Annotated in this window: 19 protein-coding genes and 1 pseudogene; 18 read left to right on the forward strand and 2 right to left on the reverse strand. The window is 68.2% G+C overall.

Annotated elements, in window-relative coordinates:
• The 14 genes and pseudogenes from A5680_RS25340 to A5680_RS16340 all read left to right on the forward strand — a co-directional run.
• Positions 1-126: pseudogene (locus tag A5680_RS25340) on the forward strand (hypothetical protein); the annotation flags it as partial.
• Positions 127-530: 404 nt separating this feature from the next.
• Entirely contained in the window at positions 531-830 is a 300-nt protein-coding gene (locus A5680_RS16280; RefSeq protein ID WP_046182845.1) for a PE family protein, read from the forward strand.
• Between the two features lie 288 nt (positions 831-1118).
• On the forward strand, positions 1119-1415 hold the full coding sequence (locus A5680_RS16285; protein ID WP_007771418.1) for a WXG100 family type VII secretion target: 297 nt from the start codon (positions 1119-1121) through the stop codon (positions 1413-1415).
• A 50-nt stretch (positions 1416-1465) separates the two neighbouring features.
• The gene (locus tag A5680_RS16290; protein ID WP_046182844.1) at positions 1466-1750 is read left to right on the forward strand and encodes a WXG100 family type VII secretion target; all 285 of its coding nucleotides are present in this window, start codon (positions 1466-1468) and stop codon (positions 1748-1750) included.
• Between the two features lie 87 nt (positions 1751-1837).
• Positions 1838-2740, forward strand: coding sequence for an ESX secretion-associated protein EspG (locus A5680_RS16295; protein ID WP_055405688.1), 903 nt, complete (start codon positions 1838-1840; stop codon positions 2738-2740).
• Positions 2741-3007: 267 nt separating this feature from the next.
• The gene (eccD, locus tag A5680_RS16300) at positions 3008-4519 is read left to right on the forward strand and encodes a type VII secretion integral membrane protein EccD (RefSeq protein ID WP_067821096.1); all 1512 of its coding nucleotides are present in this window, start codon (positions 3008-3010) and stop codon (positions 4517-4519) included.
• Positions 4497-6314 (forward strand): type VII secretion-associated serine protease mycosin, encoded by a 1818-nt coding sequence (locus A5680_RS16305; RefSeq protein WP_067821099.1) that lies wholly within the window; start codon positions 4497-4499, stop codon positions 6312-6314. Before eccD ends, A5680_RS16305 begins: the two co-directional genes overlap by 23 nt.
• 18 nt (positions 6315-6332) lie before the next feature.
• Entirely contained in the window at positions 6333-7529 is a 1197-nt protein-coding gene (gene eccE / locus A5680_RS16310) for a type VII secretion protein EccE (RefSeq protein ID WP_055405604.1), read from the forward strand.
• Entirely contained in the window at positions 7526-9358 is a 1833-nt protein-coding gene (gene eccA / locus A5680_RS16315) for a type VII secretion AAA-ATPase EccA (protein ID WP_067821102.1), read from the forward strand. The genes eccE and eccA overlap by 4 nt, the downstream gene beginning before the upstream one ends.
• A 959-nt stretch (positions 9359-10317) precedes the next feature.
• A complete protein-coding gene (locus A5680_RS16320) occupies positions 10318-11574 on the forward strand; it encodes a PPE family protein (protein ID WP_067821104.1) in 1257 nt (418 codons plus the stop codon).
• Between the two features lie 64 nt (positions 11575-11638).
• A complete protein-coding gene (locus tag A5680_RS16325) occupies positions 11639-13051 on the forward strand; it encodes a PPE family protein (RefSeq protein WP_067821108.1) in 1413 nt (470 codons plus the stop codon).
• Between the two features lie 47 nt (positions 13052-13098).
• Complete coding sequence (locus A5680_RS16330) at positions 13099-13422, forward strand: DUF732 domain-containing protein (RefSeq protein ID WP_067821111.1); 324 nt, start codon at positions 13099-13101, stop codon at positions 13420-13422.
• A 92-nt stretch (positions 13423-13514) separates the two neighbouring features.
• A complete protein-coding gene (locus A5680_RS16335) occupies positions 13515-13835 on the forward strand; it encodes a DUF732 domain-containing protein (RefSeq protein ID WP_055404900.1) in 321 nt (106 codons plus the stop codon).
• A gap of 148 nt (positions 13836-13983) precedes the next feature.
• Entirely contained in the window at positions 13984-14703 is a 720-nt protein-coding gene (locus tag A5680_RS16340; RefSeq protein ID WP_055404899.1) for an MgtC/SapB family protein, read from the forward strand.
• Here the strand turns inward: A5680_RS16340 and A5680_RS16345 are convergent.
• Entirely contained in the window at positions 14700-15896 is a 1197-nt protein-coding gene (locus A5680_RS16345; protein ID WP_067821114.1) for an NAD(P)/FAD-dependent oxidoreductase, read from the reverse strand. The genes A5680_RS16340 and A5680_RS16345 overlap by 4 nt on opposite strands.
• Before the next feature lie 64 nt (positions 15897-15960).
• Here A5680_RS16345 and A5680_RS16350 point away from each other — a divergent pair, with 64 nt between their 5' ends.
• On the forward strand, positions 15961-16905 hold the full coding sequence (locus A5680_RS16350) for a sterol desaturase family protein (protein ID WP_055404897.1): 945 nt from the start codon (positions 15961-15963) through the stop codon (positions 16903-16905).
• A 95-nt stretch (positions 16906-17000) separates the two neighbouring features.
• Positions 17001-17684 carry a hypothetical protein gene (locus A5680_RS16355; RefSeq protein WP_055404904.1) on the forward strand — a complete coding sequence of 228 codons (684 nt, stop codon included), beginning with the start codon at positions 17001-17003 and terminating at the stop codon, positions 17682-17684.
• A 6-nt stretch (positions 17685-17690) separates the two neighbouring features.
• On the opposite strand, the gene A5680_RS16360 is transcribed toward A5680_RS16355, so the two are convergent.
• Positions 17691-18146, reverse strand: coding sequence for a nitroreductase/quinone reductase family protein (locus A5680_RS16360; protein ID WP_055404896.1), 456 nt, complete (start codon positions 18144-18146; stop codon positions 17691-17693).
• Between the two features lie 113 nt (positions 18147-18259).
• On the opposite strand from A5680_RS16360, the gene A5680_RS16365 reads away from it, so the two are divergent.
• Positions 18260-18943 (forward strand): TetR/AcrR family transcriptional regulator, encoded by a 684-nt coding sequence (locus tag A5680_RS16365; RefSeq protein WP_197281309.1) that lies wholly within the window; start codon positions 18260-18262, stop codon positions 18941-18943.
• A 121-nt stretch (positions 18944-19064) separates the two neighbouring features.
• Positions 19065-19568, forward strand: a complete 504-nt coding sequence (locus A5680_RS16370) for a VOC family protein (RefSeq protein WP_067821121.1) — start codon at positions 19065-19067, stop codon at positions 19566-19568.
• Positions 19569-19597: the final 29 nt, after the last annotated feature.

A 19597-nucleotide genomic window follows, 5' to 3' on the forward strand; every position in this document is an offset into this window, starting at 1 on the left:
GGGGGACCGGGCAACCTGCTCGGCGGCATGCCCCTGGCCGGCGTCGGCAGCGGCACCCACGCCGGTGCCGGCCCCCGCTACGGATTCCGCCCCACCGTCATGGCCCGACCCCCCTTCGCCGGATAACGGCTTTCGATCGTTCGAACGGGGGGTTAACAAAGTGGGTGCGCTCGGCGTTGAGAGCGGCCGGGGCCGACGCCTCGCGGAGGCGCGTCGCGAGCCCGTCCACCCGTTGCTGGCCGGCAGGGGGGAGATAATGGGCAATGAGATTTTTAGCGGGCCTGCCCTGGGAAAGCGCCGCGCGAGAGGCCTACCAGCACCTTTGGGACGCGGGACGGTCACGGTTTGCTGTGACCATGGTGTAAGGTGCTGCGCTCCCGCCCAGACGCTGTTACTGTGGCGTTACCAAAAATGAATTCGTCGTACTGCCACGTGAACAGTTGCAAACAGGCGGCTTCCGGAAGCGCTTCAGGGGCCGCCGTCATCTAGTCTCTGCAGAGTCGGGGATTGATCTTAGGAGGGAACCAAGTATGTCGTTCGTGACCACACAGCCCGAGGCTCTGGCTGCGGCGGCCGGAAACCTGCAGGCCATCGGCTCAACGCTGAGCGCACAGAACGCGGCTGCTGCGGCCCCCACGACCGGGGTTGTGCCCGCTGCTGCCGACGAGGTGTCGGCGCTGACGGCGGCGCAGTTCGCAGCGCACGCGCAGATGTACCAGGCGGTCAGCGCGCAGGCCGCCGCCATTCACGAGGCGTTCGTGAACACGCTCACCACAAGTTCTGGCTCGTACGCTGCGACCGAGGCAATCAACGCAGCTGCTGCGGGCTGATCGGACTGGCGGTTGTGGCTCGGGGACTGGACGTCTACGACTTGAGCACCCACCTCACCGCCGAGCTACCGATGATCTCGGGGGCTGACGGCCGGACAACTCAAACGCCGTGGTTCGGGTTTGACGTCCGTCTCACCGTGTCACTGCGACCGGTGGCCGCCGGCTGACGGGAAGGGGGGATCATCCTTTTTGATTCGGCTCGGCGGTTCGCCAGCGCGTAACCGGTCCGGCCATCGTCGTAAACCACAGCAGGTATCTGAGTAATCACGTATTAAGGAGACAGGCCAGATGGCAACTCGTTTTATGACCGACCCGCACGAAATGCGGGCGATGGCGGGCCGCTTTGAGGTGCACGCCCAGACCGTTGAGGACGAGGCTCGCAAGATGTGGGCGTCCTCGATGAACATCGCGGGTTCGGGCTGGAGCGGTCAGGCGCAGGCGACCTCGTACGACACCATGGGTCAGGTCAACCAGGCCTTCCGCAACATCGTCAACATGCTCCACGGTGTGCGCGACGGTCTGATTCGCGACGCGAACAACTACGAGCAGCAAGAGCAGGCCTCGCAGCAAATCCTCGGCAGCTAGCGCTAAAAACCGCGGCTGCGTACCATTCCAGACATTAGGAGAACACCGTTATGACAATCAATTACCAGTTCGGCGATGTCGACGCCCACGGTGCCTTGATCCGCGCCCAGGCCGCGTCTTTGGAGGCTGAGCACCAGGCCATCGTTCGCGATGTGCTTGCTGCGGGTGACTTCTGGGGCGGTGCCGGTTCGGTGGCCTGCCAGGAGTTCATCACCCAGTTGGGTCGCAACTTCCAGGTGATCTACGAGCAGGCCAACGCCCACGGGCAGAAGGTGCAGAGCGCCGGCAGCAACATGGCCAGCACCGACAGCGCCGTTGGGTCCAGCTGGGCCTAACCCGCACTTCAGGCGCGGCAGCACACCGACGGGTGGTGTGCTGCCGCGTCCTGCCGTTACCGTGCACTTTGACTCCCTGAGGGAATGATGGACCAACAGACCGCCCGCACCGACATCACCGTCAACGTCGATGGTTTCTGGATGCTCCAGGCCCTCCTGGACATTCGGCACGTCGCGCCGGAGCTGCGGTGCCGGCCATTTGTCTCCACCGACTCGAGCGACTGGCTCAACGAGCATCCCGGCATGGCCGTGATGCGCGAGCAGGGCATCGTCGAAAATGACCAGGTGAACGAGCATGTGGCCGCGCGGATGCGGGTGCTGGCCGCACCCGACCTCGAGGTCATCGCGCTGCTGTCCAGGGGCAAGCTGCTCTACGGCGTCGTCGACGACGAGAATCAGCCGCCCGGCTCGCGGGACATCCCCGACAACGAGTTCCGGGTGGTGCTGGCCCGCCGGGGCCAGCACTGGGTTTCCGCGGTCCGGGTCGGCGGTGACATCACCGTCGACGACGTCGCCATCGCCGACAGCGCCTCGATCGCGTCCCTGGTCTTGGACGCCCTGGAGTCGATCCACCACGCGGAGCCCGCGGCCATCAACGCGGTCAACGTGCCGCTCGAGGAGATGCTCGAAGCGACGAAGTCCTGGCAGGAGTCGGGGTTCAACGTGTTTTCCGGCGGTGACCTGCGGCGGATGGGCATCAGCGCCGCCACGGTGGCCGCGCTGGGGCAGGCGCTCTCGGATCCGGCGGCCGAGGTCGCGGTGTACGCGCGTCAATACCGGGACGACGCGAAGGGGCCGAGCGCGTCGGTGCTGTCGCTCAAGGACGGTTCCGGTGGCCGCATCGCGCTCTACCAGCAGGCGCGGACGGCGGGGTCGGGGGAGGCCTGGCTGGCCATTTGCCCGGCGACCCCCCAGTTGGTGCAGGTGGGCGTCAAGACCGTGCTGGACACGCTTCCGTACGGCGAGTGGAAAACCCATAGCCGGGTCTGACCTTCTCGACGAAACATAAAGTTCACCAATGGCTTTGCACTCAACATGCGGTTGAGATGCCAACACGGCATACTTCTCTAAGAGATTCAGCAAATCTCAAGCCACTGTCACCAAAGTTTTTAGTCGCGAGGCGGGGTAGATGGAATTCGGAATAGTCGAGCTGCACTTTCCTGGGGGCCGTAACGCCCCCGAAGGTGGGCCGGCGCAGACCCCCGCCCGGCTCGCGGCGCGGGGTTACACATTCACGACGGTAAGGGGTTCACGGCGATGACTGCGGTAGTTGAAGCGCTACAGCCTGACGTTGAGGGAATTTCACAGCCTCGGGCGGTCGTGGTCGGCGTTATGGCCGGGGCGGGCGTACAGATCGGCGTCCTGCTGGACGCCAACGCCCCCGTCTCGGTGATGACCGAGCCGCTGCTCAAGGTGGTGAACAGCCGGCTCAGGGAGCTCGGCGAGAGCCCGCTGGAGGCCACCGGCCGCGGCAGGTGGGCGCTCTGCCTGGTCGACGGCAGCCCACTGCGGGCCACGCAGTCCCTGACCGAACAGGACGTCTACGACGGCGACCGACTGTGGATCCGGTTCATCCAGGACACCGAGCATCGCTCGCAGGTCATCGAGCACATCTCCACCGCGGTCGCGGCAAACCTGAGCAAGCGGTTCGCCGCGATCGACCCGGTCGTCGCGGTGCAGGTGGGGGCGTCGATGGTGGCGACCGGCGTGACCGCCGCCTCGGGGCTGCTGCTCTGGTACCGGTGGCACCACAACTCCTGGCTCCCGACCGCGTTCTCCGCGGTGATCGCCGCGGTGGTGCTCGGCGTCTCCCTGCTGCTCCTGATGCGGGCGCGCACCGACCAGGACCGCCGCGTCGCCGACATCATGCTGCTGAGCGGCCTGGCGCCACTCACAGTCGCCGCGGCCGCGGCGCCTCCCGGCGGCGTGGGGTCCCCGCACGCGGTGCTGGGCTTCGGCGTGCTGACCATCGCCGCGATGCTGTCCCTGCGCTTCACCGGGCGCCGACTGGGGCTCTACACCGCGCTGGTCACCGTCAGCCTGGTCACGGCGATCGCGGCCCTGGCCCGCATGGTCGCGATGACCAGCGCGGTGACCTTGCTGACCACTGTTGTGCTGGTGTGCGTGCTGGTCTATCACACGGCCCCGGCGCTCTCGCGCCGGTTGGCCGGCATCCGGCTGCCGGTGTTCCCGTCGGCGACCAGCCGCTGGGTGTTCGAGGCCCGGCCCGACCTGCCGACCACCGTGGTCCGCTCCGACGGTGGGCCGCCGGTCCTCGAGGGGCCCGCGTCGGTCCGCGATGTCTTGGTGCAGGCCGAGCGCGCCCGTTCCTTCCTGACCGGGCTGCTGATCGGCCTGGGCGTGCTGATGGTCGTCTCGCTGACGGCGTTGTCGGACCCGCACACCGGCCAGCGCTGGCTGCCGCTGCTGCTGGCCGGTTTCAGCGCCGGCTTCCTGATGCTGCGCGGGCGCTCGTACGTCGACCGCTGGCAGGCCATCACCCTGGCCGTCACCGCGGTCCTGATCGTCGGTGCGGTGGTGGTCCGGTACGCCCTTGTGTTGCAGTCGCCCCTGGCGGTGTCGATCAGTGCGGCGATCCTGGTGTTGCTGCCGGCGGCGGGCCTCACGGCCGCGGCCGTGGTGCCGAACACCATCTACAGCCCGCTGTTCCGCAAGTTCGTGGAATGGATCGAATACCTCTGCCTCATGCCAATTTTCCCGCTGGCATTGTGGTTGATGAATGTCTATGCAGCGATCCGCTACCGGTAGTAGCAAGGTGTGGCGAGGGCGCGCGTCCGCCGCGGCCCTCGCCGCAATCTTGCTCACCTCAGGAGCATTGGCCGGCTTACCGCCCGCCTCTGCGATCTCACCGCCAACGATCGATCCCGGCGCGGTCCCGCCTGACGGTCCGCCGGGGCCACCGGCGCCCATGAAGCAGAATTCGTACTGCACCGAGGTCGGCGTCCTGCCCGGCACCGACTTCCGGCTGCAACCGAAGTACATGGACATGCTGAACTTGCAGGAGGCATGGCAGTTCGGCCGCGGCGCCGGCGTGAAGGTGGCCGTCATCGACACCGGCGTCAGCCCACACCCGCGCTTCCCGCACCTGATCCCCGGCGGGGATTACGTCATGGGCGGCGACGGACTGTCGGACTGCGACGCGCACGGCACGATCGTGGCCTCCATGATCGGGGCCGCGCCGGCCAACGGCGCCGGGGTGCCGCCGGCCGCACCGCGCCGGCCCGTCACCATCCCGACCACCGAGCCGCCGCCGAAAGCGCCACCGCCGCAAACGGTTACGCTCTCGCCCCTGCCGCAGACCGTGACGATGGTTCCGCCTCCGCCGCAGGACCAGCCCGCCCCCGGACCGTTCGGGGCGCCACCGCCCGCGCCGCCGGCGGCGCCTCCGCCCGGTAACGGGCCGCCACCGGGGCCGGCACAGGCCCCGGCCGGCAACCGTGGTGGCGGCACGGTGACGATACCGGGCTACTCCGGCGGTGGGCACGTGGTCGGCGTGGACTACCCGCGCCCCCTCGACCCGCCCCCCGGCCCGCCGCCGCCGCCGGCCCCGCCGTCGGCCGGCCCCGACGCGTTCAGCGGCGTCGCACCGGATGTGGACCTCATCGCGATCCGCCAGTCCAGCCAGGCCTTCGGGCTCAAGGACGCCTACACCGGCGACGAAGACCCGCAGACTCGGGCGAAGATCGACGGCGTGCAGACGATGGCGCGGGCGATCGTGCACGCCGCCAACATGGGCGCGCAGGTCATCAACATCTCGGACGTGACCTGTATGAGCGCGCGCAACATCGTCGACCAGCGGGCGCTGGGTGCCGCGGTGCGCTACGCGGCGGTCGACAAGAACGCAGTCATCGTGGCCGCGGCCGGGGACACCAACAAGAAGGACTGCAAGCAGAACCCGCCGCATGATCCGTTGCAGCCCAACGATCCTCGCAACTGGAACTCGGTCACCACCGTCGTCACGCCGTCCTGGTTCAGCGACTACGTCCTGACGGTGGGAGCGGTCGACGAGGACGGCCGGCCGCAGACCGGGGGCCAGGGTCAGGGATCGACGAGCGTGTCCGGCCCGTGGGTGGGCATCGCTGCGCCGGGCACCGACGTCGTCGGGCTGTCCCCGCGCGACGACGGCGTCATCAACGCGATCGACGGACCGGACAACACGCTGCTGGTCCCTTCCGGCACCAGCTTCTCGGCCGCGATCGTGTCCGGTATCGCAGCGCTCGTCCGTGCCAAGTTCCCCCAACTCTCGGCCTATCAGGTCATCAACCGGCTGACCCGCACCGCGCGGGCACCGGCGCGCGGGGTCGACAACCAGGTCGGGCACGGCATCGTCGACCCGGTGGCCGCATTGACGTGGGATGTACCCGAAGGTCCGTTGAAGCCGCCACAGCAACTTTCAGCGCCGCTGAACATACCGAAACCCGTCCCGCACCGGGATATGGTGCCAGTGTGGGTGGCCGCGGGAGGCCTGCTCGGGGCGTTACTGATCGGTGGGGGCGTGTTTGGTACGGCGATGCTCATGAAGCGATCGCGGAAGCAGCAATAGGGCGGAGCAGCAACAGTCATGAAGGCTCAGCGAAAATTGGGGTTGTCGTTGTCGTGGCCACGGGTCACGGCGGTGTTCCTGGTCGACATCGCGATCATGGTGGTGGCCAGCCACTGCCCGGAGTCCTGGCAGGGCAACTATCGCATCGCGTTCTGGGTGGGCGTCGGCCTCGCGGTTTTGGTCGCCCTCTTCTCGCTGATCACCTATCACGGCATCACGCTCACGTCGGGATTGGCCAACTGGCTGTGGGATTGGTCCGCCGATCCGGGCACCGCGCTGGGCGCCGGTTGCACTCCCGCGGTCGACTACCAGCGCCGGTTCGGCCGCGACAAGGTCGGCGTGCGCGAGTACGAGGGCCAACTGGTCTCGGTGATCGCGGTGAACGGGGGTGACGACGACCCCTCGTCGCGCCACCGGCACCGGACGTCGTCGCCCGCCCTGCTGGTGCAGGCCGTGGCGGATGGGTTGCAGCAGTTCGACATTCACCTCGATGACATCGACATCGTGTCGGTCAAGGTGCGCCGGGGCGGCAACGCGGCGGAGCTGTCGAAGCTCGACGACTGGGGCCCCGAGGAGTGGGAGGTGGCCAACGGCGAGCCCACCTCTTACGTTCGCCGCACCTGGGTGGTGGTGCGGATGAACCCGCAGCTCAACATCGCCGCGGTCGCGGTCCGCGATTCGCTGGCTTCGACGTTGGTCGCGGCCACCGAGCGGCTGGCGCAGGATCTCGACGGGCTCACCTGTGCCGCAAAGCCGTTGACCGCCGAGGAGCTCACCGAGGTCGACCGCGCGGTACTCGCCGACCTGGAGCCGACCTGGAGCCGGCCCGGCTGGCGCCACCTCAAGCACTTCAACGGGTTCACCACCAGCTTCTGGGTGTCGCCCGCCGACATCACCACGGACACGCTGGATGCGCTGTGGGAGGCGGACACCGTCGCCACCGTGCTGACGGTCCGGCTCAGCGCCCAAGCGGGCCGGCCACACGTGTCGGCCTGGGTGCGCTACCACACCGAGAAGCGGCTGCCCCGGGACGTGACGGCCGGGCTCAACCGCCTCACCGGACGTCAGTTGGCCGCGGTCCGCGCCAGCCTGCCCGCCCCGTCGACGCACGCCTCGCTCTCCCTGCCGAGCCGCGCCTTGCATGACGACGACGAACTCACGCTGTCGGTCGATCAACTGCGAGGGAGCCCGGCCGGCGTGCCTGCGGCACAATGACGCGGCCGCAATCGACCGCTGAGGGCGCCCGCAACGCGATGGTCGCCGGCCTGTTGGCATCGGGTATTTCGGTCAACGGGCTGCAACCGAGCCACAACCCGCAGGTCGCCTCGCAGATGTTCGCCACGGCCAGCAACCTCGATCCCGGGATGTGCGACGCCTGGCTGGCGCGCTTGCTGGCGGGGGAGCGCAGCATCGAGGTGCTGGCCGGCGCCTGGGCGTCGATCCGCACGTTCGGGTGGGAAACCCGCCGGCTCGGCGTCACCGATCTGCACTTCCGGCCCCAGGTCTCCGACGGGTTGTTCCTGCAGCTGGCCGTCACCAGCGTGGAGTCGCTGGCGTGCGCTTACGCCGCCGTGCTCGCCGAGGCCAAACGCTACGAGGAGGCGGCGGAGCTGCTCGACGGCGTCGAGCCGCGCCAGCCCTTCGAGCAGGAACTGGTCGACTACGTCCGCGGCGTGCTGTATTTCCGCACCGGGCGGTGGCCCGACGTGCTCAGCCAGTTCCCGGAGGGCAAGGTCTGGCGACAGCCCGAACTGAAGGCGGCGGGGGCGGCCATGGCGACGACGGCGCTGGCGTCGCTGGGCGTCTTCGAGGAGGCGCTGCGGCGCGGCCAGGACGCCATCGAAGGTGACCGGGTGCCGGGGGCGGCCAACATCGCCCTCTACACCCAGGGGATGTGCTTGCGGCACCTGGGGCGCGAGGACGAGGCCGTCGAACTGCTGCGCCGGGTGTATTCGCGGGACCCCAAGTTCAGCCCGGCCCGCGAAGCGCTGGACAACCCGAACTATCGGTTGGTCCTGACCGACCCGGAAACCATTGAGGCGCGCAAAGATCCGTGGGACGCGGACAGCGCGCCGAGCCGTGCCGAGACGGAGGCCGCCCGCCACGCCGAGGAGGCGGCACGGTATCTCGCCGAGGGTGACGCGGAGCTCAACGCGATGCTGGGCATGGAGCGGGCCAAGCGGGAGATCAAGCTCATCAAGGCGACGACGAAGGTGAACCTGGCGCGCGCCAAGATGGGCCTTCCCGTGCCCGTGACGTCGCGCCACACCCTGCTGCTGGGGCCTCCCGGGACCGGCAAGACGTCGGTGGCGCGAGCGTTCAGCAAGCAGTTGTGCGGCCTGACCGTGCTGCGCAAGCCGGTGGTCGTGGAAACCAGCCGCACCAAGCTGTTGGGCCGCTACATGGCCGACGCGGAGAAGAACACCGAGGAAATGCTCGAGGAAGCTCTGGGCGGGGCGGTTTTCTTCGACGAGATGCACACCTTGCACGAGAAGGGTTACCAGCAAGGCGACCCCTACGGGAACGCGATCATCAACACGCTGCTGCTGTACATGGAGAACCACCGCGACGAACTCGTGGTCTTCGGCGCGGGATACGCCAAGGCGATGGAAAAGATGCTCGACGTGAATCAAGGTCTGCGACGGCGGTTTTCGACCGTGATCGAGTTCTTCAGCTACACGCCGGACGAGTTGGTCGCGCTGACCCGGTTGATGGGCCAGGAGAACGAGGATGTGATCACCGAAGAAGCGGCCCACTCCCTATTGCCTTCCTACACAAGGTTTTATCTGGACGAGAACTACTCCGAAGACGGCGACCTGATCCGCGGCATCGACACGCTGGGCAACGCCGGTTTCGTGCGCAACGTGGTGGAAAAGGCCCGCGATCACCGCAGTTTCCGCCTCGACGACGAAGACCTGGACGCGGTTCTGGCCAGTGACGTCACCGAATTCAGCGAGCGGCAACTCTTGCGGTTCAAGGAGCTGACCGCCGAGGACCTCGCCGAGGGCCTCAGCGCGGCAGTGGCCGAGAAGAAGACGACGTAACTCGGCCTCGCGTCCGTGGCAGGCGGCCATGACGCGACCCTCCGGGGACCATTCGCCGCCGAGCGACCCACGTACCGTCGGAGCGGATCGGCGCCGCTTCTGAAAAACCCGCGGTTGGAACCGCTCCCAGGAAACTGCCAGCAGCTAGTCAGCGGTGCGGCAGTCTAGCCCGTTTACCCTGCGAGTAGGTGAACAGTAGGGAATGACATGGCAAATCACTCGCTCGCGGTGCGACGGCGGCCGGCGGCTTGGCGTCGGCGGCGGTTCGAGCGGGTGGCGCCAGCAACGTGACGCCGACAGCGCGGTCGGCTTGCAGCCGGGGCGACTGCCTCCGACTTTGAGGCAATTGGTTCGGTGATACGCCGGCTATGAGCTGGCCGGTTTAGGGTGAATGACAATTCGAGGAGTTGTCGTGCGTTTATCTTGTGCTGTCTTATTTACGTCAATAGGAGGCCTATTCTGCTGACGCATATTGCGGTCTGAATAGGGGCTAGATCACGTTTAACCGAGGCCGGTGAAATGCCGGGTTCGTGAAGTGAGTATTGCTAAAGCAGCGGTGGCGGAGCCTTTCGTTACCGTTGCTCTGTGCTGCATAAATCTTTTTACGCTGCGTGTTTGCGATATGATCGAATAGCTAGGCGGGCCAAAGTTCTCACACTCGCCAATACCGTCGTGTCATTGACCTTTTACATTATGTTACGCGCTGGGAACGATGCGCGAATACATTACGGTCACGATGATCTTATATTGGTGCAGCGATGGGTTGGGCGTCCCGGACGCCAATCTTCGCCGGGGGAATTCAGCTAGGGAGGAAATGGTCCTGTGTCTGCAGTGCGTGAAGTGAATCCATGGCCGGCGTAGCGGATTCGATGCGTTTCCTTAGAACTGTGCCGCGGTTGCGGCCGACCCAGCAAAGCCGCGCCTACCATGGCGGCCACTTGCGGGACCGGAGGTAGTACATGCTGGATTTTGGAGCGCTTCCGCCGGAGATCAATTCGGGGCGGATGTACGTGGGCGCGGGGTCGGGCCCGTTGCTGGCCGCTGCGGCGGCCTGGGACGAACTGGCCGCGGAGTTGCAGGCGGCCGGGGTGTCGTACCACTCGACGATCGAGATGCTGGCGACGGGCCCCTGGACGGGTCCGTCGTCGATAGCGATGGCCGCCGCCGCGGCGCCGTACGTGGTATGGATGCAGGCCACCGGCGCCCAGGCCGAGGAGGCAGGCGCCCAGGCCAAGCTGGCCGCGGGCGCCTACGAGGCGGCGTTCGCGGCCACCGTGCCGCCCCCGGTGATCGCGGCCAACCGCGCTTTGCTCGCGGCGCTGATCGCCACCAACTTCCTGGGCCAGAACACGCCGGCGATCGCCGCCACCGAAGCCCAATACATGGAGATGTGGGCCCAGGACGCCGCCGCGATGTATGGCTACGCGGCCTCGTCGGCGGCGGCATCGCAGCTGACGCCGTTCGCCGAGCCGCCCAAGACCACCAACGAGTCGGCCGGTCCGATGCAGGCGGCCGCCGTCACCCAGTCGGGCGCGCAGTCGAGCTCCAACACCGCCGCGCAGCTGAGCACCGCGATGCAACCCATGCTCAACGCCGGCAATGTCCAGGCGACCGCCCCGACCGCCCCGACGACGGGAACGGGCCTGGGAATCGGACAAAACCTGGACTACTGGAACAACATCTGGTCGGTGCTGACGGGCCCGTACTCCCCGCAGTCCTGGAGCAGCGTCCCGGGTGGCCCGTTCCTGTCCTTCGGTCAGGCGTACGCCTGGGGCCAGAACGGCCAGGGCGCCGCCGCCTACCTGTCCGGCCCGAAGGCGATCAACGGCGCGCTCGCCCCCTTGACCAGCGGCCCGAGCGCGGTGCGGCCGATGCTCAGTTCCGCCGTGGGGCCGGCGTCGGGGTCCATGGGCAAGGCGGCCCTGGTCGGCGGCATGTCGGTGCCGCAGGGCTGGACGGAAGCCGCTCCGGCGATCCGAACGATCGCCCAGGTGCTGCCCGCCGACATGACGGCCGCGCCGGCCGCCGCCCTGGCCGGTGAGGAGGGCATGTTCAGCCAGATGGGCCTGTCGAGCCTGCTCGGCCGCGCCGTCGCGAGCAGCGCGACACGTTCGGTGGGCGGCGCCGCGGCTACGGCCACTGCGCTGGGCGGTGCCGTCGCCGAGGCCGATCCGGCCGCGGCCACCATCATCGTCATCCCGGCCCTGGAGGACTGACGGCGATGACCACCACACAGAGGCCAGCGCCGTCCGCGCGGGCGCCGAGGACAGGGGAATAGAGATGTTTTACGGAGCCTTCCCGCCGGAGTTCAACTCCGGCCGGATATACGCCGGTCCGGGGGCGGAGTCGTTGGTGGCCGCGGCGACGGCATGGGAGAACCTGGCCACCGAGCTGCAGTCCGCGGCGACCGCCTACTCCTCGGTGGTCTCGAGTCTGGCCACCGGCCCCTGGGTCGGTCCGTCCTCGATCGCCATGGCGTCGGCGGCGGCCCCCTACGTGGCCTGGATGCAGCAGACCGCCGTCCAGGCCCAGGAGGCCGCGACGCAGGCCGCCGCGGCGGCGGCCGCCTACGAGACGGCACTCGCGGCCCACGTGCCGCCCCCGGTGATCGCCGAAAACCGGGCCCTGTTGGCGCAGCTGATGGCGACCAACCTGTTCGGGCAGAACACGGCGGCGATCGCGGCCACCGAGACCCAGTACGGCGAGATGTGGGCCCAGGACGCCGTGGCGATGGACACCTACGCCAGCTCGTCGGAGGTGGCCACCCGGTTCACGCCGTTCAACGACCCGCCGCAAACCACCACCGGCGCGGGCCCGACGATGCAATCGGCCGCGGTGAGCCAAGCCGCGGGCACGTCGGCCGGCAGCGTCGGGTCGACCATCAGCGCAACGGCCGACTCGCTGACCGCTGGCCCGGGCAACCCGATACTGGCGTGGCTGTCGCAGCTCGCCACCGAATACAACACCGCGATCACCACGTTCTTGAAGGGCTTCGGCACCACGCCCGCCGGCACCCCCTTGATCACGGCCATGTACAACGCCGTCAAGGTGCCGTTGGGGCTGACCACCCAGTTCAACGACGTCGGGTTGCTGATCAACTTCCCCCTGTCGCAGTGGCTCAAGTTCGCCCCACCCGCCGCCTACGGCGCGTTGCCGAAGGACGCGCTGGGTGCCGGTCTAGGGGCGCTGGGCTTCGGCCGCGGCACGCTGTACGACGCGATCAGTCCGGCGGCGGGTTTCGCGCGTGGCACCTTGGTGGGGCAGCTCACCGTCCCGCCCAGTTGGGCCTCGGCCACCCCGGCCATCCGGACGGTCGCCGCGGCGCTGTCGGCCGCCGGGCCCGAGGCCGTCCCGGCCGCCAGTCTGGCCGAGGGCGGCCTGTTCAGTTCGATGGCCATGGCGGGGATGCTCGGCAGTGCCCTCGGCGCCGGCGGGCCCACCGTGGTGGGGGCCAGCGTGCGCAATCGGATGAAGCCGATCAAGGACCTCAAAGACAAGCAGTCGCCGGAACAACTCAAGCGTCTGGTCGCGCAGATATCGGAGAAACCCGAAACCGTGCAGCACCACAACGTCGACCAGGAAGGCTTGGACGCCCTGCTCGAGCAGCTGGCGAAGAAACCCGGCATTCACGCGGTCCACCTGAAGAAGGGTGACAAGTCCAAGGTCCTGCCCGCCGACGCCCAATTGGGCTGAGGGTCAACATGTTTCGGGCCAAACAGCTAAGCCAAGGAGGTTGCGCGATGAAACGTTTACTGGTTCTACTGAGCGCCCCGGTCGTGATCGGGTTGGCCGCGCCGGCGCACGCCGGCCCGCCGCCAGAGCCGGACGGCGACGACGGGGCCTTCCTCGCCGCCCTGCATCAGGCGGGCTTCGGCTTCGCCAGCCCGGACGCGGCCGTCGGGGCGGGCCGGGCCGTGTGTTCGTGTCTGAACAACGGCGAGTCGGGCCTCGAGCTGGTCCACGACGTGAAGACGCACAATCCGGGGATGGACATGGAGATGGCCTCCAACTTCGCCATGATCTCGGCGAAGTACTACTGCCCGCATCAACTTTCCAAGGCCTGATTGGCCGGCCCGAGTCAGGCTGATGGACAAGGCGATTCAGCCATAGGATTCGACGCTGCACGCGGTGCGCCGGCGTGAGACAATCGCGAGCTATGAGGATGCTGGTGGGTGTCGTCGGCGTGTGCGCCGCGATCGGACTCGCCGCGCCCGCACATGGTGACCCGGATACCGGCGGCGTCGACCAGGCGAGCTTTCTCGCGTCGCTGCGAAGCGCGGGCATCACCTACAAGACGCCGGAGGCGGCGGTCCAGTTCGCCCAAGCGGTGTGCACGGCGATGGGCAACGGCGAGTACGGCCCCCAAATGGTCAACGATCTGAAGGGCCAAAACCCCGGGCTCACTACGGATCACGCGACGTCGTTTCTGGCGATCGCCGCGAAGTATTACTGCCCCCAGCAACTCAACAGGAGCTAGCCGCCCATAGCGGGAACCGTTTGGCGGCCCCCAGGTTTCGCACAGGTGGCCGCCGCGCGTCCGGTTCGGGCGAGGTCCACCCGCTGTTCACCTGAGCCTGGTTAGCTGCGGCTACGGCAGCGTACGCGGCCCGAGGAGAAGGAGTGCCATGGATACGCTCAGCGTCGCCGATTTCGCGCTCCGGCTCGCCGTCGGGGTGGGCTGCGGCGCCCTCATCGGCCTGGAACGGCAATGGCGGGCGCGCCGGGCCGGATTGCGCACCAACGCGCTGGTCGCGGCCGGCGCCACCTTGTTCGTGCTGTACGCCGTCGCCACCACGGACACCAGCCCGACCAGGGTCGCGTCGTATGTGGTGTCCGGCATCGGCTTCCTCGGCGGTGGCGTGATCCTGCGGGAAGGCGTCAACGTCCGGGGCCTCAACACCGCCGCCACCCTGTGGTGCTCCGCGGCGATCGGCGTCCTGGCCGCGTCCGGGCATCTGGTGTTCACCCTGATCGGCACCGGCACGGTCATCGCCATCCATGTGTTCGGGCGCCCGCTGGGCCGGCTGATCGACCGCGACAACACCGGCGACGAGGACGAAAGCCTGCGGCCCTACCTGGTGCAGGTGATCGCCCGCCCGAAACACGAGAAGTACGCGCGCGCCCAGATCGTGCAGCACGCCAACGGCAACGACATCACGCTGCGCGGCATCCACACCGGGCGGGCCGACGGCGACGACGAGATCACCCTGACCGCGCACCTGCTCATGGACGGGGATGCGCCATCGCGGCTGGAGCGGCTGGTGGCCGAGCTGTCCCTGCAACCCGGGGTCCGTGCGGTCCAGTGGTACGCCGGCGACGAGGCGCAGTCGGACAGCCGCGGCTAGGGGCGCGACTGCAGCTCCGGCGCGGCCGCGGCCAGCAGGTCGGCGCGGTTGCCGGTCAACGGCGGATAGATCCGGCGGGTATTGATGGTCCGCTTGGTGTCCTTGGCCCGGGCACCGACGGACACCACCGCCCGATCCCACCCCTCGGTGTAGAGCGCCCCCGCGGGCCCGAGGTCGAGAACCGTGACGTACCAAGGGATTCGGAGGGCCAGCTGCGGCTCGCCGAACAGGTCACTGATGACGTTGTACCCGGCGTAGCGCCCCATCGGGCGGCCGTGTTGGCACGACATCACCGACAGGTGGTCGTCGTCCATGCGGGCCGCCGCGACGTCGCCCGCGGCGAAGACCGCGGGCAGTCCGATCACCCGCAGATAGTCGTCGACGATGACCCGCCCCAGGCCGTCGCGCGCCACCGGCAGCTGCTCGGTCAGCGGGCTCGCCCGCATTCCGGCGCACCACACCACCGTGGCCGCCGCCAGGTGCTCGCCCGAAGTCAGCGACACGCCGCGCTCGCTGATCGCGGTGACGCCCACCCCTGCCCGCGCCTCGACGCCGTTGGCCGACAGGGCTTCTTCGATCACCGGGCGCGCTGCCGCGCCCATATCGGAGCCGATGCGGCCGCGATCCAGCAGCACCACCCGGGGAGTGGCGCCGCTCGCGGCGAACAGTCCCCGCAACCGCTCCGGCAGCTCGCAGGCCACTTCGATGCCGGTCAGCCCCGCCCCGACGACGACGACCGTGGCCGCCGCGGCCGTCGGCGCTCCGTCGGCGAGCCGACGCAGATGGTCCCGCAGCGCCAGGGCGCCGGCATGGGTGTCGACGTCGAAGCCGTGTTCCCGCAGGCCCGGGATGGCGGGTTTGACGACGTGGCTGCCCGACGCCAGCACCAGCCGGTCGTAGGGATAGGTCACCCCGCTCGAGGTGGCGACTGTTCGGGCGTCGGTGTCGATGCCGGTCACCTCGGTGGCAACGTGCGCCACCCCAACGGGGTCGAGCAGGTCGGCGAGCGGAATCCGGCAGGGCGTCAGGTCGGCTTCGTAGTTACGCACCCGGATGTCGTGGAAGGGTTTGGCACTCACGACGGTGATGTCGACGCTGCCCGCCGGGATGGCGAGCTCGTCGCAGCGCCGGGCCGCGCCGAGTGCCGCCCATAACCCGGCGAACCCCGAGCCGATCACCAGCACAGCGGTCAAGTGCTCAATACCTCATTTGGTACGGGCCGTTACCAGAGTCGGCCGATGGTCGTAATCTATCGGTGTGAATGCTGTCATCGGGTTCTGGTTCGCGCTGCCCCCGCAGGTGCGCGACCCGGTGCTGTTCGCCATCCCGTTCTTCCTATTGCTGTTGGCCATCGAATGGACCGCGGCCCGCAAGCTGCAGCGCAGCGAGGCCTCCCAGACCACTGAGGAGCGGCCCGGATCCGGCGCGTACCTGACCCGCGACTCGTGGACGAGCATCTCGATGGGCCTGGTCTCGATCGCCACCAGCGCCGGCTGGAAGGCGCTCGCGCTGCTGGGTTACACCGCGATCTATGCCTACCTGGCGCCGTGGCACCTCTCGCCGGCCAAGTGGTACACCTGGGTCGTCGCGCTTGTCGGCGTCGACCTGCTGTACTACGGCTACCACCGGATGGCTCATCGGGTCCGACTGGTATGGGCGACGCACCAGGCCCACCACTCGAGCCAGTACTACAACCTCGCCACCGCGGTGCGCCAGAAGTGGAACAACAGCGGCGAGGTCTTGATGTGGGTTCCGTTGCCGCTCTTGGGCCTTCCCCCCTGGATGGTGTACTTCAGCTGGTCGCTGAACCTGATTTACCAGTTCTGGATCCACACCGAGCGCATCGACAAGCTGCCGCGCCCGTTCGAATTCGTCTTCAACACCCCCTCGCACCACCGGGTGCACCACGGGATGGACCAGATCTATCTGGACAAGAACTACGGCGGCATCCTGATCCTCTGGGACCGGCTGTTCGGCAGCTTCCAGCCCGAACTGTTCCGCCCCCACTACGGCCTCACCAAGCAGGTCGACACGTTCAACATCTGGAAGCTGCAGACCCGCGAATACGTCGCGATCGCCCGCGACTGGCGATCGGCAAACCGCCTGCGCGATCGTCTGGGCTACGTTTTCGGGCCACCGGGCTGGGCGCCGCGCACCGCGGAAGCCGGCGAGGCGACCGTCCCGCTGGCGACTTCGCCGTAACGCGGGGACTTCACGGCGCGAAGACTTCTGCGTAACGGAAAGTCACGCCGTAATCTCGAATCGGTCGAGATTTGGGCCCCGACGGATCGGAGTTGATGGTGCGTCGCCTGGCAATGCGCGCTTTCACCGCGTCGATCACCGTCGCCGCGCTCGCGCAATCGATGCCCCCTGCGCCGGCCGAGGCCGATCCCGTCGCGGTATATCCGGGCATGGAGATCCACCAGGGCAACCGCGTCTGCACGCTGGGTTACGTCGACCCCAGTCTCAAAATCGCGTTCACCGCGGGCCACTGCCGCGGCGAAGGCGGGGTCGTGACCGACCGGGGTGGCGCGGTCATCGGCCGGCTGGCCGCCTTCCGGGACAACACCCCCAGTGGCACGACGGTGGCCACCGACCAGTTGATCACCGATTACGAGGCGATCGTGCTGGACAACGGCGTGCTGGCGAACAACGTCCTGCCGGGCGGGCGGCAACTGATCTCGAACCCGGCCGCCGCGCTGGCCCCCGGCCAGGCGATCTGTCACTTCGGGGTGAGCACGGGCGAAACCTGCGGGACGGTGGAAAGCGTGAACAACGGCTGGTTCACCATGTCGCACGGCGTGCAGAGCCACAACGGCGATTCGGGCGGCCCGGTGTACTTGCCGTCCAGCGCCGGCCCCGGGCTGCTCGTCGGCATCTTCAACAGCGTCTGGGGGGACTTCCCGGCGGCGGTGTCGTGGCGGGCCACTTCCGAAGAGGTCCGGGAGGACCTCGGGGTGGCGCGGGGCGGGGCCCGCTAAGGGAACTCAGCGGGGCGCTTCGGCCTGCGCGAGGGCGAACACCGGGATCGTGGGCGCGGCGGCGCGGAATTGTTCGTCGGTGCTGTCCGGCGTCAGCCCGCCGACGTAGCCCTTGACCTGCCAATACCAGCGGTCCAGATAGCGTCGCAGCAGTTCCGGCTTGGCCGAGTCGGCCACCTCGCTGACCCGGGCGCGCCGCCTGCGCCAGCGGGGGCCCGTTTCGACGACGCCCGCCGCCCTGACGTTGCGCGCCCACTGGGTGTTGCCGCGCGGCGACACCAGGTAGTCCACGCCGTCGACGGTCAACAGGTTGATGACCACCGCCCGCGGTTTCCCGGACTTGCGCCCGCGGACCCGCAGCGCGCGGGTCCCGGCGATGCTAATCCCCAGTTCGGCAAGCCACCGGATCACCGCGTTGGCGGCCCGTGCGGCGGCGTTCGGCTCTTCGTATCGCGTCGACATGTCGCGTCCTCCCTCGCAAACTTACCGAGAGCGGTGCTCTCTAAATCGGCGACACTGCCACAGTCCTGGCAAGAAAGCAAGAGCGGTGATCTCGGTTGTGCCAGACTGGCCGCGTGGGCAAACGCCAGGAAACCCGGGAGCAGATCGAGGCGCGCATCGTCGAGCTCGGTCGCCGGCAGCTGGTCGAGCGCGGCGCGGCCGGGCTGTCCGTGCGCGCGATCGCCCGGGACCTGGGCATGGTGTCCTCGGCCGTCTATCGATATGTGTCCAGCCGCGACGAGCTGCTGACCCTGCTGCTGGTGGACGCCTACTCGGACCTGGCCGACGCCGTGGACCGCGCCCGCGAGACTGTCGGGGAGCTGTGGAGCGAGGATGTCGTCGCCATCGCGCGTGCGGTGCGGCGGTGGGCCGTCGCGCACCCCTCCCGCTGGGCCCTGCTCTACGGCAGCCCCGTGCCCGGCTATCACGCCCCGCCGGAGCGCACCGTGGCGGTCGGAACCCGCGTGGTCGCGGCCTTCTTCGACGCCGTCGCGTCCGGGATCGCCACCGGTGACATCAGGCTGACCGATGTCGTTGCACCGCAACCAATGTCGTCGGACTTCGAGCGGATTCGCCACGAGTTCGGGTTTCCCGGCGATGACCGGGTCGTGGCCAAATGTTTCCTGCTGTGGGCCGGGGTGTTGGGCGCGATCAGCCTCGAGGTGTTTGGGCAGTACGGCGCCGACACCCTCACCGACCCCGAGGCGGTGTTCGACACGCAGGTGCGCCTCCTGGTGGACGTGCTGGGCCAGCACTGACCGGCCGGCCGGCCGAATTAGAACATGTTCACCCGGCCGTCCCGGCGGCGCGACGGCCCGCGATGGCAAAGTTTTCGCGGCCCTTTCTGGCGTGCGGGCCGCTGGACTATCCTGCGAGACGATGACCCTTCCCGTTCAGTCGCCGACGCAGATCGCGTGGGTTACCACCGACCTGGATGCCACCGAAACCGCCCTCACCGGCCTGTTAGGTGTGCGCAAGTGGGTGCGGATACCCGAGGTGCACTTTGCTCCGGACACCTGCAGCTACCTCGGAAAGCCCGCCGATTTCGTTGCCAGCATCTCGCTGAGCTATCTCGGTGACATGCAGTTGGAACTGATCCAGCCGGTCAGCGGGGAGAACATCTATAGTGACTTTCTGCGCGAATCCGCGCCGGGTCTGCACCACATCTGCATGGAGGTGGAAAGCCCGGAGCAGTTCGACGCGGTGCTGGCCGAGGCAGTGCAGTTCGGGGCCCCCGTGGTGCAGCAAGGCGTGATGCCCGGCGGTATCCAATTCGCGTACGTGTCGGCGCCGCGGGCGGCGGTGCCGTTCGTGGAGATCGCCTACATTGCGCCCGAGATGAGGGCGTTTTACGACTACATCAAACAGGAGCAGCGCCTATGAGCCGCGCCGGCGACGATGCAGTGCACAGC

The sequence above is a fragment of the Mycobacterium sp. E2989 genome (assembly GCF_001667595.1).
Taxonomy (GTDB): Bacteria; Actinomycetota; Actinomycetes; order Mycobacteriales; family Mycobacteriaceae; genus Mycobacterium.

Coding starts and splice junctions, on each gene's coding strand:
- A5680_RS16280 (WP_046182845.1), top strand. CDS start 531: ATGTCGTTCGTGACCACACAGCCCGAGGCTCTGGCTGCGGCGGCCGGA.
- eccD (WP_067821096.1), top strand. CDS start 3,008: ATGACTGCGGTAGTTGAAGCGCTACAGCCTGACGTTGAGGGAATTTCA.
- A5680_RS16320 (WP_067821104.1), top strand. CDS start 10,318: ATGCTGGATTTTGGAGCGCTTCCGCCGGAGATCAATTCGGGGCGGATG.
- eccA (WP_067821102.1), top strand. CDS start 7,526: ATGACGCGGCCGCAATCGACCGCTGAGGGCGCCCGCAACGCGATGGTC.
- A5680_RS16330 (WP_067821111.1), top strand. CDS start 13,099: ATGAAACGTTTACTGGTTCTACTGAGCGCCCCGGTCGTGATCGGGTTG.
- A5680_RS16325 (WP_067821108.1), top strand. CDS start 11,639: ATGTTTTACGGAGCCTTCCCGCCGGAGTTCAACTCCGGCCGGATATAC.
- A5680_RS16355 (WP_055404904.1), top strand. CDS start 17,001: ATGGTGCGTCGCCTGGCAATGCGCGCTTTCACCGCGTCGATCACCGTC.
- A5680_RS16290 (WP_046182844.1), top strand. CDS start 1,466: ATGACAATCAATTACCAGTTCGGCGATGTCGACGCCCACGGTGCCTTG.
- eccE (WP_055405604.1), top strand. CDS start 6,333: ATGAAGGCTCAGCGAAAATTGGGGTTGTCGTTGTCGTGGCCACGGGTC.
- A5680_RS16285 (WP_007771418.1), top strand. CDS start 1,119: ATGGCAACTCGTTTTATGACCGACCCGCACGAAATGCGGGCGATGGCG.
- A5680_RS16360 (WP_055404896.1), bottom strand. CDS start 18,146: ATGTCGACGCGATACGAAGAGCCGAACGCCGCCGCACGGGCCGCCAAC.
- A5680_RS16340 (WP_055404899.1), top strand. CDS start 13,984: ATGGATACGCTCAGCGTCGCCGATTTCGCGCTCCGGCTCGCCGTCGGG.
- A5680_RS16370 (WP_067821121.1), top strand. CDS start 19,065: ATGACCCTTCCCGTTCAGTCGCCGACGCAGATCGCGTGGGTTACCACC.
- A5680_RS16295 (WP_055405688.1), top strand. CDS start 1,838: ATGGACCAACAGACCGCCCGCACCGACATCACCGTCAACGTCGATGGT.
- A5680_RS16335 (WP_055404900.1), top strand. CDS start 13,515: ATGAGGATGCTGGTGGGTGTCGTCGGCGTGTGCGCCGCGATCGGACTC.
- A5680_RS16305 (WP_067821099.1), top strand. CDS start 4,497: ATGCAGCGATCCGCTACCGGTAGTAGCAAGGTGTGGCGAGGGCGCGCG.